The organism is Streptomyces sp. NPDC015127 (assembly GCF_043080095.1).
Lineage (GTDB): Bacteria > Actinomycetota > Actinomycetes > Streptomycetales > Streptomycetaceae > Streptomyces.
In genome coordinates, this window is the sequence record NZ_JBIBVE010000004.1 from 239,270 (window position 1) to 260,037 (window position 20,768).

Consider the following 20,768-nt stretch of genomic DNA (forward strand, 5'->3'; position numbering starts at 1 on the left):
GGACATGCTCCGACGTTATCGCCGGGGACGGACAACGCGGGGTACCTGTGGAAAACCTCCGGCACCACGGGCCGGACCACCTGACACGAGCGGTCCTCCGCCGTCGTGACGGCGGAGGACCGCTCGGTCGGGCAAGGCCGGTCAGGCGGGCTTGGCCTGCCAGCGCTGCTGCGCCGCTCCCGAGTCGGTGACCTGCACCACCAGGCCGTCGGCCCCGGCGGCGAGCGAAAGACCGCTGTGCTTGGCCCTGATCGTCAGCGACCCGGAGGTGTTGGTGATCAGCCACTTCTGGTTGGCCGTGTCGCCACAGGTGTACTGCACCACCTTCGCCCCGCTCGTCGTGTCGCTGTACGCCACATCGGCGCACAGCCCGCTGCCGGCGTTCTTCAGCTGGTAGGAGCCGTCGTCGCCACGGGTGACGTTCCACTTCTGCGCGGGAGAGGCGGACGGCTCACCGACCGTCAACTGCCCGGCGTTCGTGTCCCCCGGCGCCTGGAGCAGCGGTCCGGAGTCGGTGCCGTTGGCCAGCGCGTACTGGCCGTCGGGGACCGGCGCCGGGACGATCTCCTCGTGTCCCACGCTCATCGCGAAGACGTGCACGGAGCTGTTGTTCGGCAAGGTGACTGCGGCCACCTGCTTCGCCGGGTCGATGCGAAGGGTCTTGGTGTAGACCCGGTAGTCGACCGTGGGGTAGGCCGGGCCGGACGGGGTGTTCTTGCCCTTGGTGCTGATGGCCGTCTTCGCGCCGTACCTGTCCGTGGGCAGGCAGCACCAGTTGGGGAAGCCCAGGGTCGCCACCGCCGTGGACCCGTCGGTGTAGTGCACGGTCGCCTTGCCGTCGGCCGAACCGCTGGTGCCCGTGCCGAGGAAGGCCAGCGCGTTGCCCTTCTCCGTCGAGGAGACCTTGATGGTCTGGCCCTTGCCGGTCACGTTGTCCGGCGTGCCGGGCTGCGTGTTCGGCCACGTGAAGGTGAACCCGTTCGCCTTCACCGTGGCGCCCGGCGCGGCCCCCTTCTCGGCCAGCCGCTCGGCGATGAAGCTGGAGCCGCCGCCGTCGATGTTGCCGGTCTGCGGCTTGTCGGCCGGGGTGACGCCGACGTTGTCCGCCGCTGCCGCCACGGAGGCGTACGCCAGGGTGGTGCTCGTCCGCGAGGTGACCGTGCGCTGCGCGTTCCGGGTGGCGTACGCCGCCGAGGCGCTGATCTCGAACGAGCCCGGCTTCGCGCTCTCGGGCGGCGTCACGGTGAACCGCGCGGTGAACGTCCTGCCGTCCGCCAGCGACTCGGCGGTCGTGGGCCCCTCGGCCCGCACGCTCCAGCCCTCGGGGGCGGCCACGGTCGTGCCGGTCACCTGCACGGGCTTGCCGGTGCTGTTGGTGAACGCCGCCGTGACCTGCTGCGGTTCGCCGATCGAGGAGATCGCCGGAGTGGCCGCGTCCAGCCGGACGTCACGGTCCTCCGGGTGCTTGCCGCCGACGGAGGCCGCGCCCAGGACACGGACCTTCAGCGGTGCACTGGTCGGCACCTCGGCGGTCTTGACGTGGACCGCACCGGCCCGGTCGTCGTAGTACCAGCCCGACTCCGCCGCGTCGAGCTCCTCCGCCGATGCCACCTTCCGCAGGACGTCGAGGTCCGCCGTGACAGCGGTCGGCCGGTCGTCGGTGTGCACGGTCAGCCCGTACCGCCGCTCGGCGGGCTTGCCCTGGTAACTGCCCTCCAGGGCGCCGACGGTGACCTCGACGTTGCCGGAGCGGCGCGCCTCGGGCGCGCTGACGTCGATCTTCTGCGTGGCCGATGCGCCGTCCGCGTGGGCGCGGGTGCGGCCGTCGTCCTCGTAGACGGTGAAGGACGTGGCGCCCTCGGGGTAGATGTCGAGGTCGAGACGGCCCGCGTCCTTGCCCTGCTTCCAGTCGGTGGTGCCCTCGGGGAACATCGGCACGATCGCGCCCGCCCGCACGAACAGCGGCAGCGTGTCCAGCGGGGCCTGGTAGCCGTCGAGCGTCTGCCCGCCCTCGTACACGCGGCCGGTCCAGTAGTCGACCCAGCGGCCCTCGGGCAGGTAGATGCCGTTGCGGACGTCGCTGTCCTCGTAGACCGGGGCGACCAGGAAGTCGTCGCCCGCGAGGAACTCGTACTTCGCCCGGTCGCCCCATGTGGCCGGGTCGCCCGGGTAGTTGAGGTAGAGCGGCCGGGTGGGGCCGACGCCGTTGTGCGAGGCGGCCGCGCTGTGGGTGTAGAAGTACGGCAGCAGCCGCTCGTGGAGCAGCAGGTACTTCTTGTTGATCTCGGTGTACGGGCTCCCGTAGCGCCAGGGCTGCTTGTCGCTCGACGCCCAGCCGCTCATGGAGTACGTCATCGGCAGCAGCATCTTCCACTGCAGATCGCGCACATACGTCTCGGCGCTGCCGCCGAAGATGCCGTCGATGTCGCCCGTGGTCATGTGATGGCCCGACATGGTGGAGCCGGCATAGGTGGGTATCTGCCAGCGGATGTAGTCCCAGGTGCCGGACTGGTCACCGCTCCACATCGCGCCGCACCGCTGCGTACCCGCCCAGCCCTCGACGGTCAGCACGGTCGCGCGGTCGGTGCTGTACTGCTCGATGCCGCTCTGTGCCTTCTCGCAGGCGTCGAGGGCGAAGCGGTAGCCCGGCCCCACCCAGGCGACGTCGGTCTTGCGCACGCGCACACCGCTGCCGACCTCGGACTCCTGCTCGGTCAGGTCGGACTCGGTCCACAGACCGAGTTCGCCGCCGTGGTCGTGCAGCATGTCGCCGGTCTTCGCGAGGTCCTCGTAGCCGCAGCCGTAGCCGTCGTTGACGAGCATCCAGCCGAGCGGCATGCCGTGCTCCGCGTAACCGTCGGCGATCTTCGTGGCGTCGCGCAGTGTCCTGCGCTCGCCGCGGTTGGCGTTGTGCAGGTAGCAGTCGGCGTCGCCGACCTCCAGCGCGTACATCGGCATCATCGCGGGACGGCCGGTCAGTTCGGTGTACCCGTCGATGACGTCCTTGGCCTCCCCGACGAAGTAGTACGCGTCGAACCGCTGCTCCTTGTGCGTGGTGCGCACCGGTGAGCGGAAGTCGTACCGGCCGGGGGCGAAGGTGTTGCGCAGCACGCCGTAGCCCTGGCTGGAGACGTAGAACGGCACCGCGTTGGGGTTGCCGCCGTCGTTCCAGTTGTAGTCGCGGTCGATGTCGATCGCCTGACCGCGGTGGCTGAACCGGCCGTTCTGCATGCCGCCGCCGAAGAACTGCTCCTCGGCGCCCTGGGTCAGCGACTGCACGGTCCCCTCCTCGGACCATGCGATCGGTGCCCTCTCGCGCCACAGCTCCTTGCCGTCCTCGTCGGCGAGCGTGAGGGTGAGCGGGGACTTGGCGACGGTCAGCGTGGCCTCGTCGGTGCGGATGACGTAGGCGTCGGCGTTCTCGGAGAACGTCGAACCGGCGCCCGCGTAGTCGCGCTTGACGACGATGTCCGCGTCGGGGGCCTTCGGGTCCGACGGGTCGTCATTGGCCGGGTCGGTGAAACGGCCGTCCGGTGCCAGGTGGATACGGAAGAGATCGTCGTCCTGGAAGCTGATGCGCAGCTTCGCCGGGCCCGAGGACACGGTGTAGTCGTCACCGTCCGCCTCGAAGCCGGTGACGTCACCGAGCCGACCCGCGGTGGAGCCGCCGTTCGCCAGGGACGCCGCGGCGCCTGGGCTCGCCGCGGACACTCCTATGAGGACGGAGGCAAGTACCGAGACGCCGAGTCTCGCTCGCCGTTGGATCATGGGGACGCTCCGGAATTCGCGAAGGGATGGCGCATCGGGATGGTGCGCATCCAATCGGCAGGAGCGAGCAGCAGTCAACAGGCGTGCTGCAAAAAACTGCGCGTTTCCATGCTCGAAGCTTCAAGAAACGTCAGCGAGTGGTCTTCCTGGCGAGTGCGGATCCGGCCTGCCCGTGGGCGTTCTCCCGCGCCCGACCTCGTCCGCACCCCCGTGCACCGCGCCCGTACCGGATCGCTGCGGCCCTGCCGCCGCGGCCCGGCCGGGCGCGCACCGGCCGGTGCGCTCAGAACACCTCCCCCGCGAACCTCTTCGCCGTCTCCCCCAGCACGTCCACCCCGTCCCGCGCCCACAGCCCGTCGTTGAACAGCTCCACCTCGATGAAGCCCGTCCAGCCCGCTGCCTCCACCCGCTCGCGCCACTCCCGCATGTCGACGGCCCCGTCGCCCAGTTGGCCCCGGCCCGTCAGGACGCCCGCCGGGAGCGGGGTCGTCCAGTCCGCGAGCTGGAAGGAGTGGATGCGGCCCTGCGCGCCCGCGCGGGCGACCGCCGCGGGGGCCCGGTCGTCCCACCAGATGTGGTACGTGTCCACGACCACGCCCACCTGGGACGACGGGAAGCGTTCCGCCAGGTCGAGGGCCTGGTCCAGGGTCGAGACCACGCAGCGGTCCGCCGCGTACATCGGGTGCAGCGGTTCGATCGCCAGGCGGACGCCCCGCTCCCCCGCGTAGGGGGCCAGCACCGTCAGCGCGTCCGCGATGCGTTCGCGTGCGGCAACCAGATCGCGGCTGCCCGCCGGCAGGCCGCCCGAGACCAGGACCAGCGTGTCCGTGCCCAGGGTGGCCGCCTCGTCGATCGCCGCGCGGTTGTCGTCCAGCGCGCGGGCGCGCCCGGCCGGGTCGAGGGCGGTCAGGAAGCCGCCGCGGCACAGGGACGTGACCGTCAGGCCCGCGTCCCGTACGAGCTTCGCCGCCGCGTCCAGGCCGTACTCCGCGACCGGTTCGCGCCACAGGCCGACCGCCGGGACGCCCAGGCGGGCGCAGGCGTCGACGAGGGCCGGGAGCGTCAGCTGCTTCACCGTCATCTGGTTGATGCTGAAGCGGGACAGAGCGTTCACTGCGGGACTCCGTGGACCGAGAGCAGGGACGTCATACGGGACTCCGCCAGCGCCGGGTCCGGGAACAGGCCGAGGCCGTCGGCCAGTTCGTACGCCCGTGCCAGATGGGGCAGCGAACGCGCGGACTGCAGGCCGCCGACCATCGAGAAGTGCGACTGGTGGCCGGAGAGCCACGCGAGGAACACCACGCCCGTCTTGTAGAAGCGGGTGGGCGCCTGGAAGAGGTGGCGGGACAGGTCGACCGTGGGGTCGAGGAGCTTGCGGAACCCGCCCACGTCCCCGGTGTCCAGGACCCGTACCGCCTCCGCGGCCAGCGGGCCCAGCGGGTCGAAGATGCCGAGCAGCGCGTGGCTGAAGCGTCCTCCCGCCGAGGGCCCCTCTCCCGCGATGAGCTCCGGGTAGTTGAAGTCGTCACCCGTGTAGCAGCGCACGCCCTGCGGCAGGCGGCGGCGCAGGTCGACCTCCCTCTCAGCGTCGAGCAGCGAGACCTTGATGCCGTCCACCTTGTCGGGGTGGGCCACGATGACGTCGAGGAACACGGAGGTCGCCGTGTCGAGGTCGGACGAGCCCCAGTAGCCCTCCAGCGCCGGGTCGAACATCGGGCCCAGCCAGTGCAGGATCACCGGTTCCGACGCCTGGCGCAGCAGGTGGGAGTAGACCGCGAGGTAGTCGTCCGGGGTGCGGGCCGCTGCCGCGAGGGCGCGCGAGGCCATGAGGATCGCCTGCGCGCCGGTGGACTCGACGAGGGCGAGCTGCTCCTCGTACGCCGCGCGCACCTCGTCCAGCGAGGCGGGCCCGGTCAGCTGGTCGGTGCCGACGCCGCAGGCGATCCTGCCGCCGACCGCCTTCGCCTCGGCCGCCGAGCGGCGGATCAGCTCCGCCGCACCCGCCCAGTCCAGGCCCATCCCGCGCTGCGCGGTGTCCATCGCCTCCGCGACGCCCAGCCCGTGCGACCACAGGTGGCGGCGGAAGGCGAGGGTCGCGTCCCAGTCGACGGCAGCGGGCGAGTCGGGCGTGGTGTCGGCGTACGGGTCGGCCACCACATGGGCGGCGGAGAAGACCGTACGGGAGGTGAGCGGCACGCCGGGCGTGAAGCTCAGCGGCTCGGTCCGGGGGTCGTACGCGCGGACCGTGCCGTCCGGGTTCGGGAGGTGGATCGTCACAGCGACAGCTCCGGCACGTCGAGGCGACGCCCCTCCGCGGACGAGCGCAGGCCCAGCTCGGCCAGCTGCACGCCGCGCGCGCCGGCCATCAGGTCCCAGTGGTACGGCTCGTCCAGCGCGACATGGCGCAGGAACAGCTCCCACTGGGCCTTGAAGCCGTTGTCGAACTCCGCGTTGTCCGGAATCTCCTGCCACTGGTCGCGGAAGGACTCGGTGACGGGCAGGTCAGGGTTCCACACCGGCTTGGGCGTGGCGGAACGGTGCTGGACGCGGCAGTTGCGCAGGCCCGCGACCGCCGAGCCGTGGGTGCCGTCGACCTGGAACTCGACCAGCTCGTCGCGGTTGACCCGGACCGTCCAGGAGGAGTTGATCTGGGCGATCGCGCCGCCCTCCAGCCGGAAGATGCCGTACGCGGCGTCGTCGGCGGTCGCCTCGTACGGCTTGCCGTCCTCGTCCCAGCGGCGCGGGACATGTGTGGCGACCTGCGCGGTGACGGAGGTGACGCGGCCGAACAGCTCGTGGAGCACGTACTCCCAGTGCGGGAACATGTCGACGACGATGCCGCCGCCGTCCTCCGCGCGGTAGTTCCACGACGGCCGCTGCGCCTCCTGCCAGTCGCCCTCGAAGACCCAGTAGCCGAACTCCCCGCGCACGGACAGGATCTCGCCGAAGAAGCCGCCGTCGATCAGGCGCTTCAGCTTGAGCAGACCCGGCAGGAAGATCTTGTCCTGCACCACGCCGTGCTTGATCCCCGCGGCAGCCGCGAGGCGGGCCAGTTCGAGGGCGCCCGCGAGGTCGGTGGCGGTGGGCTTCTCGGTGTAGAGGTGCTTGCCGGCGGCGACGGCCTTCTTCAGCGCCTCGACGCGGGCGGAGGTGACCTGGGCGTCGAAGTAGACGTCGATCGTGTCGTCCGCGAGCACGGCGTCGAGGTCGGTGGAGATCTCCGTCAGTCCGTGCCGGTCGGCGATGGCGCGCAGCGCGTGTTCGCGGCGGCCGACGAGGACGGGCTCGGGCCACAGGACGTCACCGTCTCCGAGGTCGAGACCGCCCTGTTCGCGGATCGCGAGGAGGGAACGGACCAGGTGCTGGCGGTAGCCCATCCGTCCCGTGACGCCGTTCATGGCGATCCGCACTGTCCTGCGTGTCACGAAGGTACCTCCATGTTCCCCTCGGTTTTCCCGAGATCCCTCGATATGAGAATAGCAAGCGCTTTCTACGCGGTATGAAGCTAGCCTGCCGACAGCGGCCCGGACAAGGGGGGCCGGTTCATCTCCTGCGGAGGAAAGCGATGACAGTCACCCTGGCGGATGTGGCGGCCCGCGCCCGGGTGTCCCCGGCGACCGTCTCCCGCGTGTTGAACGGCAACTACCCGGTCGCCGCATCGACCCGCGAACGGGTGCTGCGCGCGGTCGACGAACTCGACTACGTCCTGAACGGCCCCGCGAGCTCGCTCGCCGCCGCGACCTCCGACCTGGTCGGCATCCTGGTCAACGACATCGCCGACCCCTTCTTCGGGATCATGGCCGGGGCCGCCCAGACCGAGATCGGCGGGCAGGAGGGTTCGGGGCGCGCCGGCGGCGAGAAACTGGCCGTGGTCTGCAACACCGGCGGCTCCCCGGAACGCGAGCTGACCTACCTGACCCTGCTCCAGCGCCAGCGGGCCGCGGCCGTGGTGCTGACCGGCGGCGCGATCGAGGACCCCGAGCACATCGCGGCGATGAGCGCCAAGCTGACGAAGCTCGCAGACGCCGGGACACGGGTGGTGCTCTGCGGGCGGCCCCCGCTGCCCGGCAGCGACGCCGTCCTGGCGTCGCTGGCCTTCGACAACCGCGGCGGCGGGCGGCGCCTGACCGAGCACCTGATCTCGCTCGGGCACCGGCGGATCGGTTACGTCGCCGGGCCCGTGGAGCGTACGACGACCCGGCACCGGCTGGAGGGCCACCGGGCGGCGCTGGCCGCGGCCGGGCTGACGGGCGGGGACGGGGAACAGGAGCGGCTGACGGTGCACGGGCCGTACGACCGGCGCTCGGGCTACGACGCGACGCTCGAACTGCTGCGGCGCGACCCCGGCTTGACGGCCGTCGTGGCCGCGAACGACACGGTGGCACTCGGTGCCTGCGCGGCGCTGCGCGACCAGGGGCTGCGCATCCCGGACGACATCTCGGTGGCGGGCTTCGACGACCTGCCGTTCTCGATCGACGCGGTGCCGGCGCTGACGACGGTGCGACTGCCGCTGTTCGAGGCGGGGGCGCGGGCGGGGCGGCTGGCGATGGGGAACGAGGCGCCGCCGCCGGGGGGTATCGCGACGATCGCGGCGGAGCTGATGGTGCGCGAGTCGACGGCCCGCCCGGGCCGCGGCGGGGGCGCTGGGCGGACGGCGGAGGAGGGCTGAGGGCGGGTGCGCGGGGGGTCGGGGGCGAGGTGGGGGCGGGGCGCACGCTCCGTGGGTGCGAGCCGGTGGGTGACTCGCGCGCCCCGTCCGCACCGCCCGCAGCATCTTGCGGCCGGCGACGGCGTCGGCATACCTTTGACTCTGTCAACGGTATGCCTCTGGGGGCCGCCATGTCCGTCCACGAAATCCGCGCCTTCAACCGCTTCTACACCAACGTCATCGGTGCCCTCGACTACGGCAAGCACCTCTACACGCCGTACACGCTCACCGAGTCCCGCGTGCTGTACGAGCTCGCCCACAGTCCTCGCACCGACGCCGCCGATCTCCGGGCGCAGTTGTCGCTCGACGCGGGGTATCTGAGCCGGCTGCTCGGCAAGTTCGAGCGGGACGAGCTCGTCGAGCGGGCGCCGTCCGAGGTCGATCCGCGGCGGCAGAGGATCACGCTCACCACGCGCGGGCGGGAGGCCGCGGCCCTGCTGGACGAGCGGTCCCGGCGGGCCGTCGGGGCGCTGCTGGACGGGGTGCCGGAGCCGGAGCGGGAGCGGCTCGCCGAGGCGATGCGGACCGTGCGCGAGGTGCTGGCGGAGGCCCGCCCCGACAGCGACCGGGAGCCTGTGCTCCGTGAGCCCGGCCCGGGCGACCTGGGATGGATCGTGCAGCGCCACGGCGCGCTGTACGCCGCGGAGTACGGGTGGAACACCGAGTTCGAGGGCCTTGTCGCGAGGATCGTCGCCGACTTCGCGCAGGACCACGACCCGAGCCGGGAGCGGGTGTGGATAGCCGAGCTGGACGGCCGTCCGGTGGGTTCCGTGATGTGCGTACGGGACGACGCCCCGGCCACCGCGCGGCTGCGCCTGCTGCTCGTCGAGCCGGAGGCCCGCGGGCACGGTCTGGGCGACCGGCTGGTGCGCACGGCCGTGGATTTCGCGCGCCAGGCGGGATATCGGGACATGGTGTTGTGGACGAACGACGTACTGGACAGCGCCCGCCGGATATACGAGCGGACCGGCTTCACGCTCGTCGCCGAGAAACCGCATCGCTCGTACGGGGCGCAGCTGGTCGGCCAGGACTGGCGGCTGCCCCTGCACTCACCGCCCCTGCAGGAAGGACCGACCCCATGAAGTTCGCCTTCTCGACCCTCGGCGTGCCCGGCATGCCCGTCGCGGACGTGGCCGCGCTCGCCGCCGGGACCGGCTACCAGGGCGTGGAGTTGCGCACGCACCCCGAGGAGCCGGTGCACCTGGGCCTGACGACGCCCGAACGGCAGGCGGTGGTGAAGGAGTTCGAGCGAGCGGGTGTCGAGATCCTCACGGTCGCCGGGTATGCGCGGGTCGCCGCGGCGGGGGACGACGGTCCCGTCCTTCAGGAGCTGGACCGGTTGGTCCGCCTGGCCGGCGACCTGGGGGCCGCGTTCGTCCGCGTCTTCCCCGGCGGCGGCGACCAGGGCCCGTCGGAGGCCGACGCGATCGCGGCGCGGCGGCTGGGCGCGGCCGCGGAGACCGCGGCGAGCACGGGTGTGCGGATCCTGCTGGAGACGCACGACTCGCACCGCACGGGCGCCGATGTCTCACGCGTCCTCGGCACCGTCGGCCACAAGCACGCGGGCGCGTTGTGGGACGTGATGCACCCGTGGCTCGGCGGTGAGGCCCCTCGGACCACGCATGCCAGCCTGAGCCCGTTCCTCGGCTACCTCCAGGTCAAGGACGTGGCCTCGCGGGACGATCTGACACCGCTCCCGCTCGGCGCCGGCCTGCTGCCGCTCGCCGAGTGCCTGTCCTTGGCGGACCCGGACGGCTGGGTGTGCTGGGAGTACGAGAAGCGCTGGTACGAGGGGGCGGCGGAGTTGCCGGGACTGCTGGCTGCGGGCCGGGAGCATCTGGCGGGGCTGGTCTGAGGGGGCGCCGGGCTGTCGATGCGTGCCCCGAGGTCGTCAGGTCCGCGCGCCCGTCACCGCCTCCCTCGACTCCACCGCCGCCACGTCCCCGGCCTTGCGGCCGCCGGACAGCGACGTCAGCGCCACTCCGCCCACCAGCAGCGCCGCCGCGCACCAGCGCAGGGGGCTGATCGACTCGTCGAGGAACAGGGCGGCCGACGACATGCCGAACACCGGGACCAGCAGGGAGAACGGAGCGACAGAGGAGGCCGGATGATGGCGCATCAGGAATCCCCAGGCGCCGAAGCCGAAGATCGTGGTGATCCAGGCGACGTAGACGACGACGCCCGCGCCCGTCCAGTCGAGCGAGCGAAGGGCCGCCATGTCCCGGTCCACGCCCTCGGTGAGCAGGGACAGGCCGAGCAGGGGGAGGATCGGGACGAGGCTCACCCACACCATGAAGTTCAGGGCGTCGGGCGGGGACGCCTTGCGGGTCATGACGTTGGAGACGCCCCAGCAGGCCGCCGCGGCGATGCACAGCAGGAAGCCCAGCAGCGGACCCGACATGCCCTCGTCGACCGCCGCGACCCCGATGCCGGCGAGGGCCACGGCCATGCCGAGGGCCCGTACGCGCCCCGGCCGTTCGCCGAGGGCCACGAAGGCGAACAGGGCGGTGAAGACCGCCTGCACCTGGAGGATCAGGGACGACAGGCCGGCGGGCGCCCCCTGGTCCATGCCCGTGAAGAGCAGGCCGAACTTGGCGACGCCCAGCACCAGACCGACCCCGACGATCCACTTCCAGGCGACCTTGGGGCGGCCGACGAAGAAGACCGCGGGCAGGGCCGCCGCGAGGAATCGCAGGGCGGAGAAGAGCAGCGGCGGGAAGTGGTCGAGGCCGATCTCGATGACGACGAAGTTGACGCCCCAGACGGCGGCGACCAGGGCGGCGAGGGCGATGTGAGCGGGTGGCATGACGCGAACGGGACGCATGGCATCGAGCATCTCCGTCAGGGAACATGTAGCACCAGCTCGGATTCCTTCATGGTTGGATGAAGCACTGCTGAACGAAAGGATGCGGACGTGCTCGATCTCGGCCGGCTGCGCGCTCTGCACGCCGTCTCCGTCCACGGCACGGTCGGCGCCGCTGCCGCCGCTCTCGGCTACACGCCCTCCGCCGTCTCCCAGCAGATCGCCAAACTGGAGCGGGAGACCCGCACGACGCTGTTGGAGCGACAGGGCCGCGGCGTACGGCTGACCGACGAGGCACAACAACTCGCCGCGACGGCTCATCAGTTGCTGTCCATCGTCGAGGAGGCCGAGGTACGTCTCGAGGAGCGGCGCGGCGTGCCGTCCGGGCGGCTCGCGGTCGCCTGTTTCGCCAGCGCGGCGCGCGGCCTGATGCCCCTCGTACTCGCCGATCTCTCCCGCCGGCACCCCTCCCTCGACGCCCGCCTCCAGGAGATGGACCCGCATGTGTCGATCGACCTCGTCGCCCGCGGTGCGATCGACCTGGCCGTGGTGCACGACTGGGACATCGCGCCCATGCCGGCCCCGCCCGGCGTGGAGCAGGCCGTGATCGGCGACGACCTGTGCGACCTGCTGGTTCCGGCGGACCACCCGATGGCCGCCGAGAAGTGCGTCCGGCGGGAGGAGCTGGGCGGCGAACGGTGGATCATGCAGCCGCCGGGCACGGTCTGCCACGACTGGCTCATGCGCACCCTGCGGGCGGCGGGCCACGAGCCGCTGGTCGCCCACCAGGCCGAGGAGTACCACACGCAAGTCGCCCTGGTCTCCGCCGGGCTGGGCATCTCGCTGGTCCCCCGGCTGGGCCGCGGGCCGCTGCCGCCCGAGGTCACGGTCGTCGGACTGGATCCGGCGCCGAGCCGGCGGCTGCGCGCGCTGTGGCGTGCGGGGGCGGCCAGACGGCCGGCGATCACGGAGACGGTCCGCACGCTGCAGCGGCTGTGGCCGCAGGTCGCCGACCGGGCGTAAGAGGCCACCGGAGCCTCCCGGCCGCCCTCGATCACGGCCGGACCGGGCGGCCATTCGTGCCGGTTCTGCGCGGGGCCTTGACCTGGCAGTTACTTTCCGGATATCCGTGGCACCTTGGCAGTTTCCTTCAACCTCCCTTGTGCAACTCCCCTGCTCTGCAAGGCCGGAAGGAGCACCAGTGCACGACCGGAACCTCTCCAGACGCACCCTTCTCACCGCGACCGCGGTCGCCGCCGGGGCGGTCGCGACCATGTCGCCCGCCGCCGCGTCGCCCGCCGCCCGCGGCACCCGTGACCGCCTCAAGCGGCTCATCTCCCGGATGAGCCTGGAGGAGAAGGTCGGCCAGCTCTTCGTGATGCGGGTCTACGGGCACTCCGCCACCTCGCCCGACCAGGCCGACATCGACGCGAACCTGAAGGAGATCGGCGTCCGCACGGCCGCCGAGCTCGTCGCCCGGTACCACGTCGGCGGCATCATCTACTTCGTCTGGGCGCACAACACCCGTGACCCGCACCAGATCGCGGACCTGTCGAACGGGATCCAGCGCGCCGGGCTCGCCCAGCCCACGCCCGTGCCGCTGCTGATCTCCACCGACCAGGAGCACGGGATAGTGGCCCGTGTCGGCAAGCCGGCCACGCTGATGCCTGGCGCGATGGCGCTCGGGGCCGGGGGCTCGCGGTCCGCGGCCCGCACCGCCGCGCACATCGCCGGGACCGAGCTCGCCGCGATGGGCATCGTGCAGAACTACGCGCCCGACGCCGATGTGAACGTGAACCCGGCCAACCCGGTCATCGGCGTCCGGTCGTTCGGCGCCGACCCGGCCGCCGTCGCCCGGATGGCCGCCGCCCAGGTGACGGGTTACCAGGCCGCGGGCATCGCGGCGACGGCCAAGCACTTCCCCGGTCACGGGGACACCACGGTGGACAGCCACACCGGCATCCCGGTCATCACCCACACCCGCGAGGAGTGGGAGCGGATCGACGCGCCGCCCTTCCGGGCGGCGATCGACGCCGGGATCGACTCGATCATGACGGCGCACATCCAGTTCCCCGCGCTGGACCCGAGCAACGACCCGGCCACGCTCTCCCGCCCGATCCTCACCGGCATCCTGCGCGAGGAACTCGGCTACGACGGCGTGGTGGTGACGGACGCGCTCAACATGCAGGGCGTACGGGAGAAGTACGGCGACCACCGGGTGCCGGTGCTCGCCCTGCTCGCGGGCGTGGACCAGCTGCTCAACCCGCCGGATCTGGCGGTCGCGTGGCACGGGGTGCTGAGCGCGGTCAAGAGCGGCGAGGTCAGCGTCGCCCGCATCGAGGAATCGATCCTGCGGATTCTGCTGCTGAAGGAGAAACTCGGGCTGTTCCGCGACCCGTTCGTCTCCCACCGGGGCGTGGACCTCGCCGTCGGCACCGCTCCGCACCTGGCCGCCGCCGACCGGATCGCCGAGGGCACCACCACCCTGCTGACCAACCCGGACGGGCTGCTGCCGCTCAGCCGCCGCAGTTCCCCGAACCTGCTGGTCGTCGGCGCCGACCTGGCCTCTCCCAGCGGCACGACCGGCCCGCCGACGTCCGTGCTGGCGAACGCCTTCACCGAGCTGGGCTTCCGGGCGAGCGCCCTGTCCACCGGCACGGCGCCCAGCAGCGCGAAGATCGCCGAGGCGGCGGCCGCGGCGCAGGACAAGGACGTCGTCGTCGTGGGCACCTACAACGTCTCGGCGACCAGTTCGCAGCGCACGCTGGTGGACCGGCTGGTCGCCACGGGGGTGCCGGTCGTCGCGCTCGCCATCCGCAATCCGTACGACATCGCCCGGCTGAGCGGGGTGAAGGCGGCGCTTGCGAGCTACTCGTGGACCGACGTCGAACTGCGCGCCGCCGCCCGGGTGATCGCGGGCGCGGCCGAACCGCAGGGCAGGCTGCCGGTTCCGGTGCAGCGCGCCGACGACCCGGCGCGGGTGCTGTTCCCGATCGGCCACGGGCTGTCGTACAGCTGACGTGCGAAGGGGCTGTGTCCGCCGTACCGCGGACACAGCCCCTCCTGCTGTACGGATGTCACGGACGCAGGGTGCGCTCCGTGTCCCGCTTGTCGAGCGTGGCGTCCGCCTTCGCGAGCGGCCTGGCCTTCGCCGGGTCCTCCTGGACGGCGGCCGGGGCGACGCCCGCCCACGTCAGGATGGTGGCGGTGGCCTTCGCCTTCTCGTCAGCTGCGAGACGGGCGACGCTCGCACCGTGGTTGGCACCCGGCGCGGTGTAGACGTAACTGTCACGCGCGCCCGCGCCCAGACGGAACGGCTCCGCGCTCCACGGGTCGTTCTGGCCGTTGACGAACATCATCCGGTGGGCGTTGTGACGCACCCAGCGGTCGACGTCCTTCATCACCCAGGGCTCGAACCGCATCGGGATGTCGCGCGGCACGAAGTTCCGCGGCGGCTGGTAGCCGTAGCGGCTCAGGCCGGCCAGGTGCGGCTGCTGGATGTCGGGCGAGCCGAGCTCGGTGCCCGCCTGGTAGTAGTACGGCGTGTAGGTGGAAAGACCCTGGTCCGCATAGGCGGAGAAGCCCGAGATCCCGTCGATGCTGTCCCAGATCTGCTGGTCCGTGGCGGTGGCCGCGGCAGGGATCGCGTCGCAGTCGGCGAGCAGGCTGTACTGCCAGAACGCCCACACGTAGTCGAGGACGGTCGCCTCGTAGGCGCGGTCGAGGCTGCCGACCGTGTCGAACGTGAGCTTGTTGTCCGCCGCGTACTTCTCGTACATGGTCTCCAGCGGCTCACGGCGCACCAGCGCCTCGCGCTGCACCGCGTTCAGCCTGTCGCGGCACTCCTTGGTGCCGACGTTCTCGAAGAAGCGGTCGTAGGCGCTGTCCTCGTTGTTGACCACGTCGTTGGGCGCGACGTAGGCGACGACACCGTCCATGTCGCGCGGGTAGTGGCGCTCGTAGTACGTGGCGGTCATGCCGCCCTTGGAGCCGCCGGTGGACAGCCACTTCTTGGTGTAGATCTTCTTCAGTGCGCCGAAGACCCGGTGCTGGTCGCTGGCGGCCTGCCAGATGTCCAGTTTCGACCAGTCGGCGGGAGCGGGCCGCGACGGCGTGAAGAAGCGGTACTCCAGGGAGACCTGGTTGCCGTCGATGATGGTCGTCGGCTCACTGCGGCGCGGCGTGGTGGACACGTTGTAGCCGGAGGTGAAGAAGACGGTGGGGCGGCTCGTGTCCTTATGCAGCAGGGTGATCCGCTGCTTGAAGGTGCCCTTGTCCGGGTGCCGGTGGTCGACCGGCTGTGTGTAGTTGAGGACGAAGAACCGGTAACCCGGGTACGGCTTCTCCTCGATGAGACTCATGCCCGGAATCGCCAGGATCCGGTCCTTGATGTCCGTGCCGGCCGTCGGCTCGGCGGCGGTAGCCGCACCGGCCGTCGCTCCGGCCGCGCTCACAGTGCCTATGAGCACAACGAGCGACAGCAGCCATCTGAGCGCCTTGCGCATTCACCCTCCCCTGGAGATCTCCTCTTGAGATCAAACGGTCGCGGGTGAACCTAGCGGGGCCAACGGCGCGCCCGCCACCCCCAGTTGGCTACCGGCCGGCCGTCTAGGCCCTGTCCGGTCGATCTTGCCGGGCTCGCGTGCCCTGGCACGCACTCCCCCGTAGCCCTTCGGGCACGGGAGGTACCCCCACGCTGCGTTGTCGTCGGTCGCCAATGTCCCCCGTAGCCCTTCGGGCAACGGGGGAGGCTCCTCCCCCTACGCCTCCGGCGTGGGAGGTACCCCCACCTCCGCCTGGCATCTGCACGCACCAGACCCTCCCCCTACGCCCTGCGGGCGTGGGGGGACCCCCACTCACTGATCCGGCCTGATCGACCGGACAGGACCTAGGATGCGCTCAGCACAGGATCCAGCCGGTCGAGCGGGAGGTGCCGGAGACCGAACCGGTGGCCTTCACGCACCGGCCGCGCGGCTGCACGGTGACCGGCCCCGCCTGGCGCGTGAACCGCCCGCTGTCCGTCTCCGCATGCCTGCCGCGCACCTGGAGGGAGACCGACATGGGCCGCCTGGCGCCGGGGTTCCTGGCGAGGGTGACGGCGCAGACCTGCTGCCCGCTCTGATAGACCCTCAGCTCCCCGGTGGTGAAGGAGACGGACTTCGCCAGGCGCCCGGCGCACGGCGCCGCGGCCTCCGCGCGCTGGAGGCCGGGGCCCGTCAGCGCCAGGGCGGCCGCGGCCGTCAGAACGGCGAGCGTCCGGCAGAGTGCCCGGATCGCCCGCCCCGTGTGCGTGTTCCCCACCCCGTCGACCACGTCCGCTCCCCACTGCCACTGCTCCGTACACGCGTACGACGCACACAGCGGGCGATGGGTTGCGCCGCCGCGTCCGGGCTTCGCGCGGTCCACCCGCGCACGGCCCCCTCGGCGGCGCCCACCACGGCGACGCCCGTCACACGGCCGCGGGCTCGTCCTCCCCTATGAAGGTGCGCCACAGGGCCGCGTACCGGCCGCCCCGCGCGAGGAGTTCGTCGTGTGTGCCGTCCTCGGCGACGCGTCCGTGGTCCATCACCACGACCCGGTCGGCGCGGGCCGCGGTGGTGAGCCGGTGCGCCACCACCAGCGTGGTGCGCCGGCCGGCCAGCCGGTCCGTGGCCTGGTTGACCTGGGCCTCGGTCGCCAGGTCCAGCGCGGCGGTCGCCTCGTCGAGCAGCAGCACGTCGGGGTCGACGAGTTCGGCGCGGGCGAGGGCGATCAGCTGGCGCTGTCCGGCCGAGAGGTTGCGCCCGCGCTCGGAGACCTCGTGGAGGTACCCGCCGTCGAGGGTGGCGATCATGTCGTGCGCGCCGACGGCCCGGGCCGCGGCCTCCACCTCGGCGTCGCTCGCGCCGGGACGGCCGTAGGCGATGGCGTCGCGGACCGTGCCGGAGAAGAGGTACGCCTCTTGGGGGACGACGCCGAGCCGGTGCCGGTAGGCGGTCAGGTCCAGCTCGCGCAGGTCGTACGCTCCCCCGGAACCTTCGGCCCGGCCGGAACCCCCGTCGGGGGAAGCGTCCTTGAGAGTGACGGTGATCCGGCCGCCGGTCGGGTCGTAGAACCGGGCCACCAGCTTCACCAGCGTGGACTTGCCCGCGCCGGTCTCACCGACGAACGCGACGGTCTGCCCGGCCGGAATGCGCAGATCGACGCCGGTCAGCGCCTCCTCCTCCGTGTCGCCGGAACCGTAGGCGAACGACACGTTCTCGAAGGCGATGTCGCCGCTCAGCTCCCGCACCTCGCGCGGCCGCTGCGCGGTGGCCGTCGACGTCGGCTCCCGCAGCAGCTCCTGCACCCGGCCCAGCGACACGGTGGCCTGCTGGTAGCCGTCGAAGACCTGGGAGAGCTGCTGCACGGGCGCGAAGAAGAGGTCGATGTACAGCAGGTAGGCGACGAGCGCACCCGTGGTGAGGGTGCCGGCCTCCACCCGGCCCGCGCCGACGATCAGCACGGCCGCGGCCGCCACCGACGACAGCAGCTGGACGAAGGGGAAGTAGACGGAGATCAGCCACTGGCCGCGCACGCGGGCCTCGCGGTAGCTGTCGCTGCGGGCCGTGAAGTCGGCCACGCCGTCGCGCTCGCGCCGGAACGCCTGCACGATCCGCAGCCCGGACACGGACTCCTGGAGGTCGGCGTTGACGACGCTGATGCGCTCGCGGGCCAGCTCGTACGCCTTCACGCTCTTGCGGCGGAAGAAGTACGTGCCGACGACGAGGACCGGCAGGGTGGCGAACACGACCAGCGCCAGCTGCACGTCGATGACGACGAGCGCGACCATGATGCCGAAGAAGGTCACCACCGAGACGAACGCGGTGACCAGTCCCGTCTGGAGGAACGTGGAGAGGGCGTCCACGTCCGTCGTCATCCGGGTCATGATCCGGCCGGTCAGCTCGCGCTCGTAGTAGTCGAGGCCGAGCCGCTGGAGCTGGGCGAAGATCTTCAGGCGCAGCGCGTACAGCACCCGCTCGCCGGTGCGCCCCGTCTTGCGGATCTCGCCGGTCTGGGCGGCCCACTGGACAAGGACGGTGCCGAGCGCGAGGAGGGACGCCGCCCATACGGCGCCGAGCGAGACCTGTTCCACGCCCTCGTCGATGCCGTGCCGGATCAGCACGGGCAGCAGCAGGCCCATGCCCGCGTCGACGGCGACGAGCAGCAGGCTGACCAGCAGGGGCAGGCCGAAGCCGCGCAGGATCCCGCGGAGCCTGCCGCCCTCCCCGGCGCGGGCGTCGGCCGGTTCGGGCCGCACCGCCCGTGCCTCGTCGATGTCGGGGGTGCCCGTGGCGGGCGGCAGGGCCTCGACCTGGGCCAGCAGTTCGGGGGTGGCGCTCGCGTCGTCCTTGGCCGCCCTGGCCTCCTCGGACCGCTCGTCGCGCACCCACAGCCTCGGGGTGATTCCGCGCTCGGCGTCGAACTCCGCGTCCAGTTCGTCCCGCACGGTGCGGTCCTCGTCCGGCTCGGGCGCGGACCGCGGGAGCACATGGCCGGGCGAGACGCCGCCGAGCTCGTCCGGGTCGGTCAGCAGCCGCCGGTACAGCGCGGAGCGCTGCTGGAGCTCGTCGTGCGTGCCGATGTCGGCGAGCCGGCCCTTGTCCAGGACGGCGATCCGGTCGGCGAGGTTGAGGGTGGAACGGCGGTGGGCGATGAGGAGCGTCGTACGGCCGACCATCACCTGCCGCAGCGCCTCGTGGATCTCGTGCTCCACGCGGGCGTCGACGGCGGAGGTGGCGTCGTCGAGGAGGAGCAGGCGCGGGTCGGTGAGGATCGCGCGGGCCAGCGCGATCCGCTGGCGCTGCCCGCCCGAGAGAGTCAGTCCGTGCTCGCCGACCTTGGTGTCGTAGCCGTCGGGCAGCTCGGCGATGAACCGGTCGGCCTGGGCGGCGCGCGCGGCCCGGTCGATCTCGTCCCAGGTCGCGTCCGGCTTCCCGTACGCGATGTTCGCGCGGACGGTGTCGGAGAACAGGAAGCTGTCCTCGGGCACCAGCCCGATGGCGGCGCGCAGCGACTCGAAGGTCAGCTCGCGCACGTCGTGGCCGCCGACGAGGACGGCGCCGCGGGTGGCGTCGTAGAAGCGCGGCAGCAGGAGCGAGACGGTGGACTTGCCGCTGCCGGACGCGCCGACGACCGCGACGGTCTCGCCGGGGCGGATCTCCAGCGAGAAGCCGTCCAGGACCGGCCTGCCGTCGGCGTACGCGAAGCTCACGTCGTCGAACTCGACGCTCGCCGCCGCGTCCGCGGGGAGCTCCTTGGTGCCGTCGCGCAGGGACGGCTCGGTGTCGATGAGCTCCAGCACCCGCTCCACACCGGCGCGCGCCTGCTGGCCGACGGTGAGCACCATGGCCAGCATGCGGACCGGCCCGACGAGCTGCGCGAGGTAGGTCGAGAAGGCGACGAACGTGCCGAGCGTGATCTCGCCCTTCGTCGCCAGCCAGCCGCCGAGTGTGAGCATGGCGACCTGCCCGAGCGCCGGGACGGCCTGCAGGGCGGGCGTGTACCGCGCGTTCAGCCGGATGGTCCGCAGCCTGCCCGCGAAGAGCCTGCGGCTGACCTCACGCAGCTTCCCGGTCTCCTGGTCCTCCTGCCCGAACCCCTTCACGACCCGCACGCCCGACACGGCCCCGTCGACGACTCCGGCGACGGCACCGGCCTGGCTCTGCGCGTACCAGGTGGCCGGGTGCAGCCGGGTGCGGCTGCGCTTGGCGATGATCCACAGGGCGGGGGCGACGGCGAGGGCGATCAGGGTGAGCGGCAGCGACAGCCACGCCATGATGCCCAGCGAGATCGCGAACAGCAGGAAGTTGCCGATGGTCATCGGCAGCATGAAGAGCAGGCCCTGGATGAGCTGCAGGTCGCTGGTCGCCCGTCCGACGACCTGACCGGTCGACAGCTCGTCCTGACGCCGCCCGTCGAGCCGGGTGATCGTGCCGTACATCTCGGTGCGCAGGTCGTGCTGGACGTCGAGCGCGAGCCGGCCGCCGTAGTAGCGGCGGATGTAGGTGAGGACGTACACGGCCACGGCGGCGGCGATCAGCAGACCGGTCCACATGGCGAGGGAGCGCGTCTTCGCACCGATGACGTCGTCGATGACGACCTTGGTGATGAGCGGTACGACGGCCATGACGGCCATGCCGCCGAGCGAGGACCCGAGCGCGAGCACCACGTTGCGCCGGTAACGCCAGGCGTAACCGGCCAGCCGCCGCGCCCAGCCGTCCTCTTTTCGAGCCGCCGCCGCCACGTGGGCCTCCCCGTTCCGATGCTCGGATCCCGCTGATCCCATTGATCTGATCTTCCGCAAGGCACCAACGCCGCCCGGAGCGGATTTCATCCCTCCGCAACAAATCCCCGTCCCTGGTCCTAGGACCGGATCGGATACGGGGAATGCGCACTCCACGCCGAGCGGCCCGACGGCCGTCGCATCCCGGCACGAGCACATCTGCCTGACGCACGGGCCCCGCCCTT

At 71.8% G+C, this 20,768-nt stretch carries 13 protein-coding genes; 5 read left to right on the forward strand and 8 right to left on the reverse strand.

Features of this window, described 5'->3' with window-relative positions:
• Window positions 1-141: 141 nt before the first annotated feature.
• From ACF08N_RS09925 to ACF08N_RS09940, 4 genes are all read right to left on the reverse strand, one after another.
• The gene (locus ACF08N_RS09925) at window positions 142-3,768 is read right to left on the reverse strand and encodes a TIM-barrel domain-containing protein (RefSeq protein ID WP_392324094.1); all 3,627 of its coding nucleotides are present in this window, start codon (window positions 3,766-3,768) and stop codon (window positions 142-144) included.
• A gap of 283 nt (window positions 3,769-4,051) precedes the next feature.
• Window positions 4,052-4,849: a sugar phosphate isomerase/epimerase family protein gene (locus tag ACF08N_RS09930; protein WP_392324326.1), complete on the reverse strand. Its 798-nt coding sequence runs from the start codon at window positions 4,847-4,849 to the stop codon at window positions 4,052-4,054.
• A 29-nt stretch (window positions 4,850-4,878) separates the two neighbouring features.
• Window positions 4,879-6,045: a dihydrodipicolinate synthase family protein gene (locus tag ACF08N_RS09935; protein WP_392324095.1), complete on the reverse strand. Its 1,167-nt coding sequence runs from the start codon at window positions 6,043-6,045 to the stop codon at window positions 4,879-4,881.
• On the reverse strand, window positions 6,042-7,193 hold the full coding sequence (locus ACF08N_RS09940) for a Gfo/Idh/MocA family protein (RefSeq protein ID WP_392324096.1): 1,152 nt from the start codon (window positions 7,191-7,193) through the stop codon (window positions 6,042-6,044). The genes ACF08N_RS09935 and ACF08N_RS09940 overlap by 4 nt, the downstream gene beginning before the upstream one ends.
• A 140-nt stretch (window positions 7,194-7,333) precedes the next feature.
• On the opposite strand from ACF08N_RS09940, the gene ACF08N_RS09945 reads away from it, so the two are divergent.
• The 3 genes from ACF08N_RS09945 (at window position 7,334) to ACF08N_RS09955 (ending at window position 10,331) form a co-directional block, all read left to right on the forward strand.
• Window positions 7,334-8,437: a LacI family DNA-binding transcriptional regulator gene (locus ACF08N_RS09945; RefSeq protein WP_392324097.1), complete on the forward strand. Its 1,104-nt coding sequence runs from the start codon at window positions 7,334-7,336 to the stop codon at window positions 8,435-8,437.
• A 170-nt stretch (window positions 8,438-8,607) separates the two neighbouring features.
• A complete protein-coding gene (locus ACF08N_RS09950) occupies window positions 8,608-9,558 on the forward strand; it encodes a GNAT family N-acetyltransferase (RefSeq protein WP_392324098.1) in 951 nt (316 codons plus the stop codon).
• A complete protein-coding gene (locus ACF08N_RS09955; protein WP_392324099.1) occupies window positions 9,555-10,331 on the forward strand; it encodes a sugar phosphate isomerase/epimerase family protein in 777 nt (258 codons plus the stop codon). Before ACF08N_RS09950 ends, ACF08N_RS09955 begins: the two co-directional genes overlap by 4 nt.
• Before the next feature lie 36 nt (window positions 10,332-10,367).
• Here ACF08N_RS09955 and ACF08N_RS09960 read toward each other — a convergent pair whose 3' ends face one another.
• Window positions 10,368-11,282, reverse strand: a complete 915-nt coding sequence (locus ACF08N_RS09960; RefSeq protein ID WP_392324100.1) for an EamA family transporter — start codon at window positions 11,280-11,282, stop codon at window positions 10,368-10,370.
• 108 nt (window positions 11,283-11,390) lie between these two features.
• Between ACF08N_RS09960 and ACF08N_RS09965 the strand changes: the two genes are divergently transcribed.
• Together ACF08N_RS09965 and ACF08N_RS09970 are read left to right on the forward strand one after the other, a co-directional pair.
• The gene (locus ACF08N_RS09965; protein WP_392324101.1) at window positions 11,391-12,302 is read left to right on the forward strand and encodes a LysR family transcriptional regulator; all 912 of its coding nucleotides are present in this window, start codon (window positions 11,391-11,393) and stop codon (window positions 12,300-12,302) included.
• Window positions 12,303-12,480: 178 nt separating this feature from the next.
• Window positions 12,481-14,298, forward strand: a complete 1,818-nt coding sequence (locus ACF08N_RS09970; RefSeq protein ID WP_392324102.1) for a glycoside hydrolase family 3 protein — start codon at window positions 12,481-12,483, stop codon at window positions 14,296-14,298.
• A 58-nt stretch (window positions 14,299-14,356) separates the two neighbouring features.
• Here ACF08N_RS09970 and ACF08N_RS09975 read toward each other — a convergent pair whose 3' ends face one another.
• From ACF08N_RS09975 to ACF08N_RS09985, 3 genes are all read right to left on the reverse strand, one after another.
• Window positions 14,357-15,784: a S28 family serine protease gene (locus ACF08N_RS09975; RefSeq protein ID WP_392324103.1), complete on the reverse strand. Its 1,428-nt coding sequence runs from the start codon at window positions 15,782-15,784 to the stop codon at window positions 14,357-14,359.
• Window positions 15,785-16,178: 394 nt separating this feature from the next.
• Window positions 16,179-16,592: a hypothetical protein gene (locus ACF08N_RS09980; RefSeq protein WP_392324104.1), complete on the reverse strand. Its 414-nt coding sequence runs from the start codon at window positions 16,590-16,592 to the stop codon at window positions 16,179-16,181.
• Window positions 16,593-16,728: 136 nt separating this feature from the next.
• Window positions 16,729-20,586, reverse strand: coding sequence for an ABC transporter ATP-binding protein (locus ACF08N_RS09985; RefSeq protein ID WP_392324105.1), 3,858 nt, complete (start codon window positions 20,584-20,586; stop codon window positions 16,729-16,731).
• Between the last annotated feature and the right edge of the window lie 182 nt (window positions 20,587-20,768).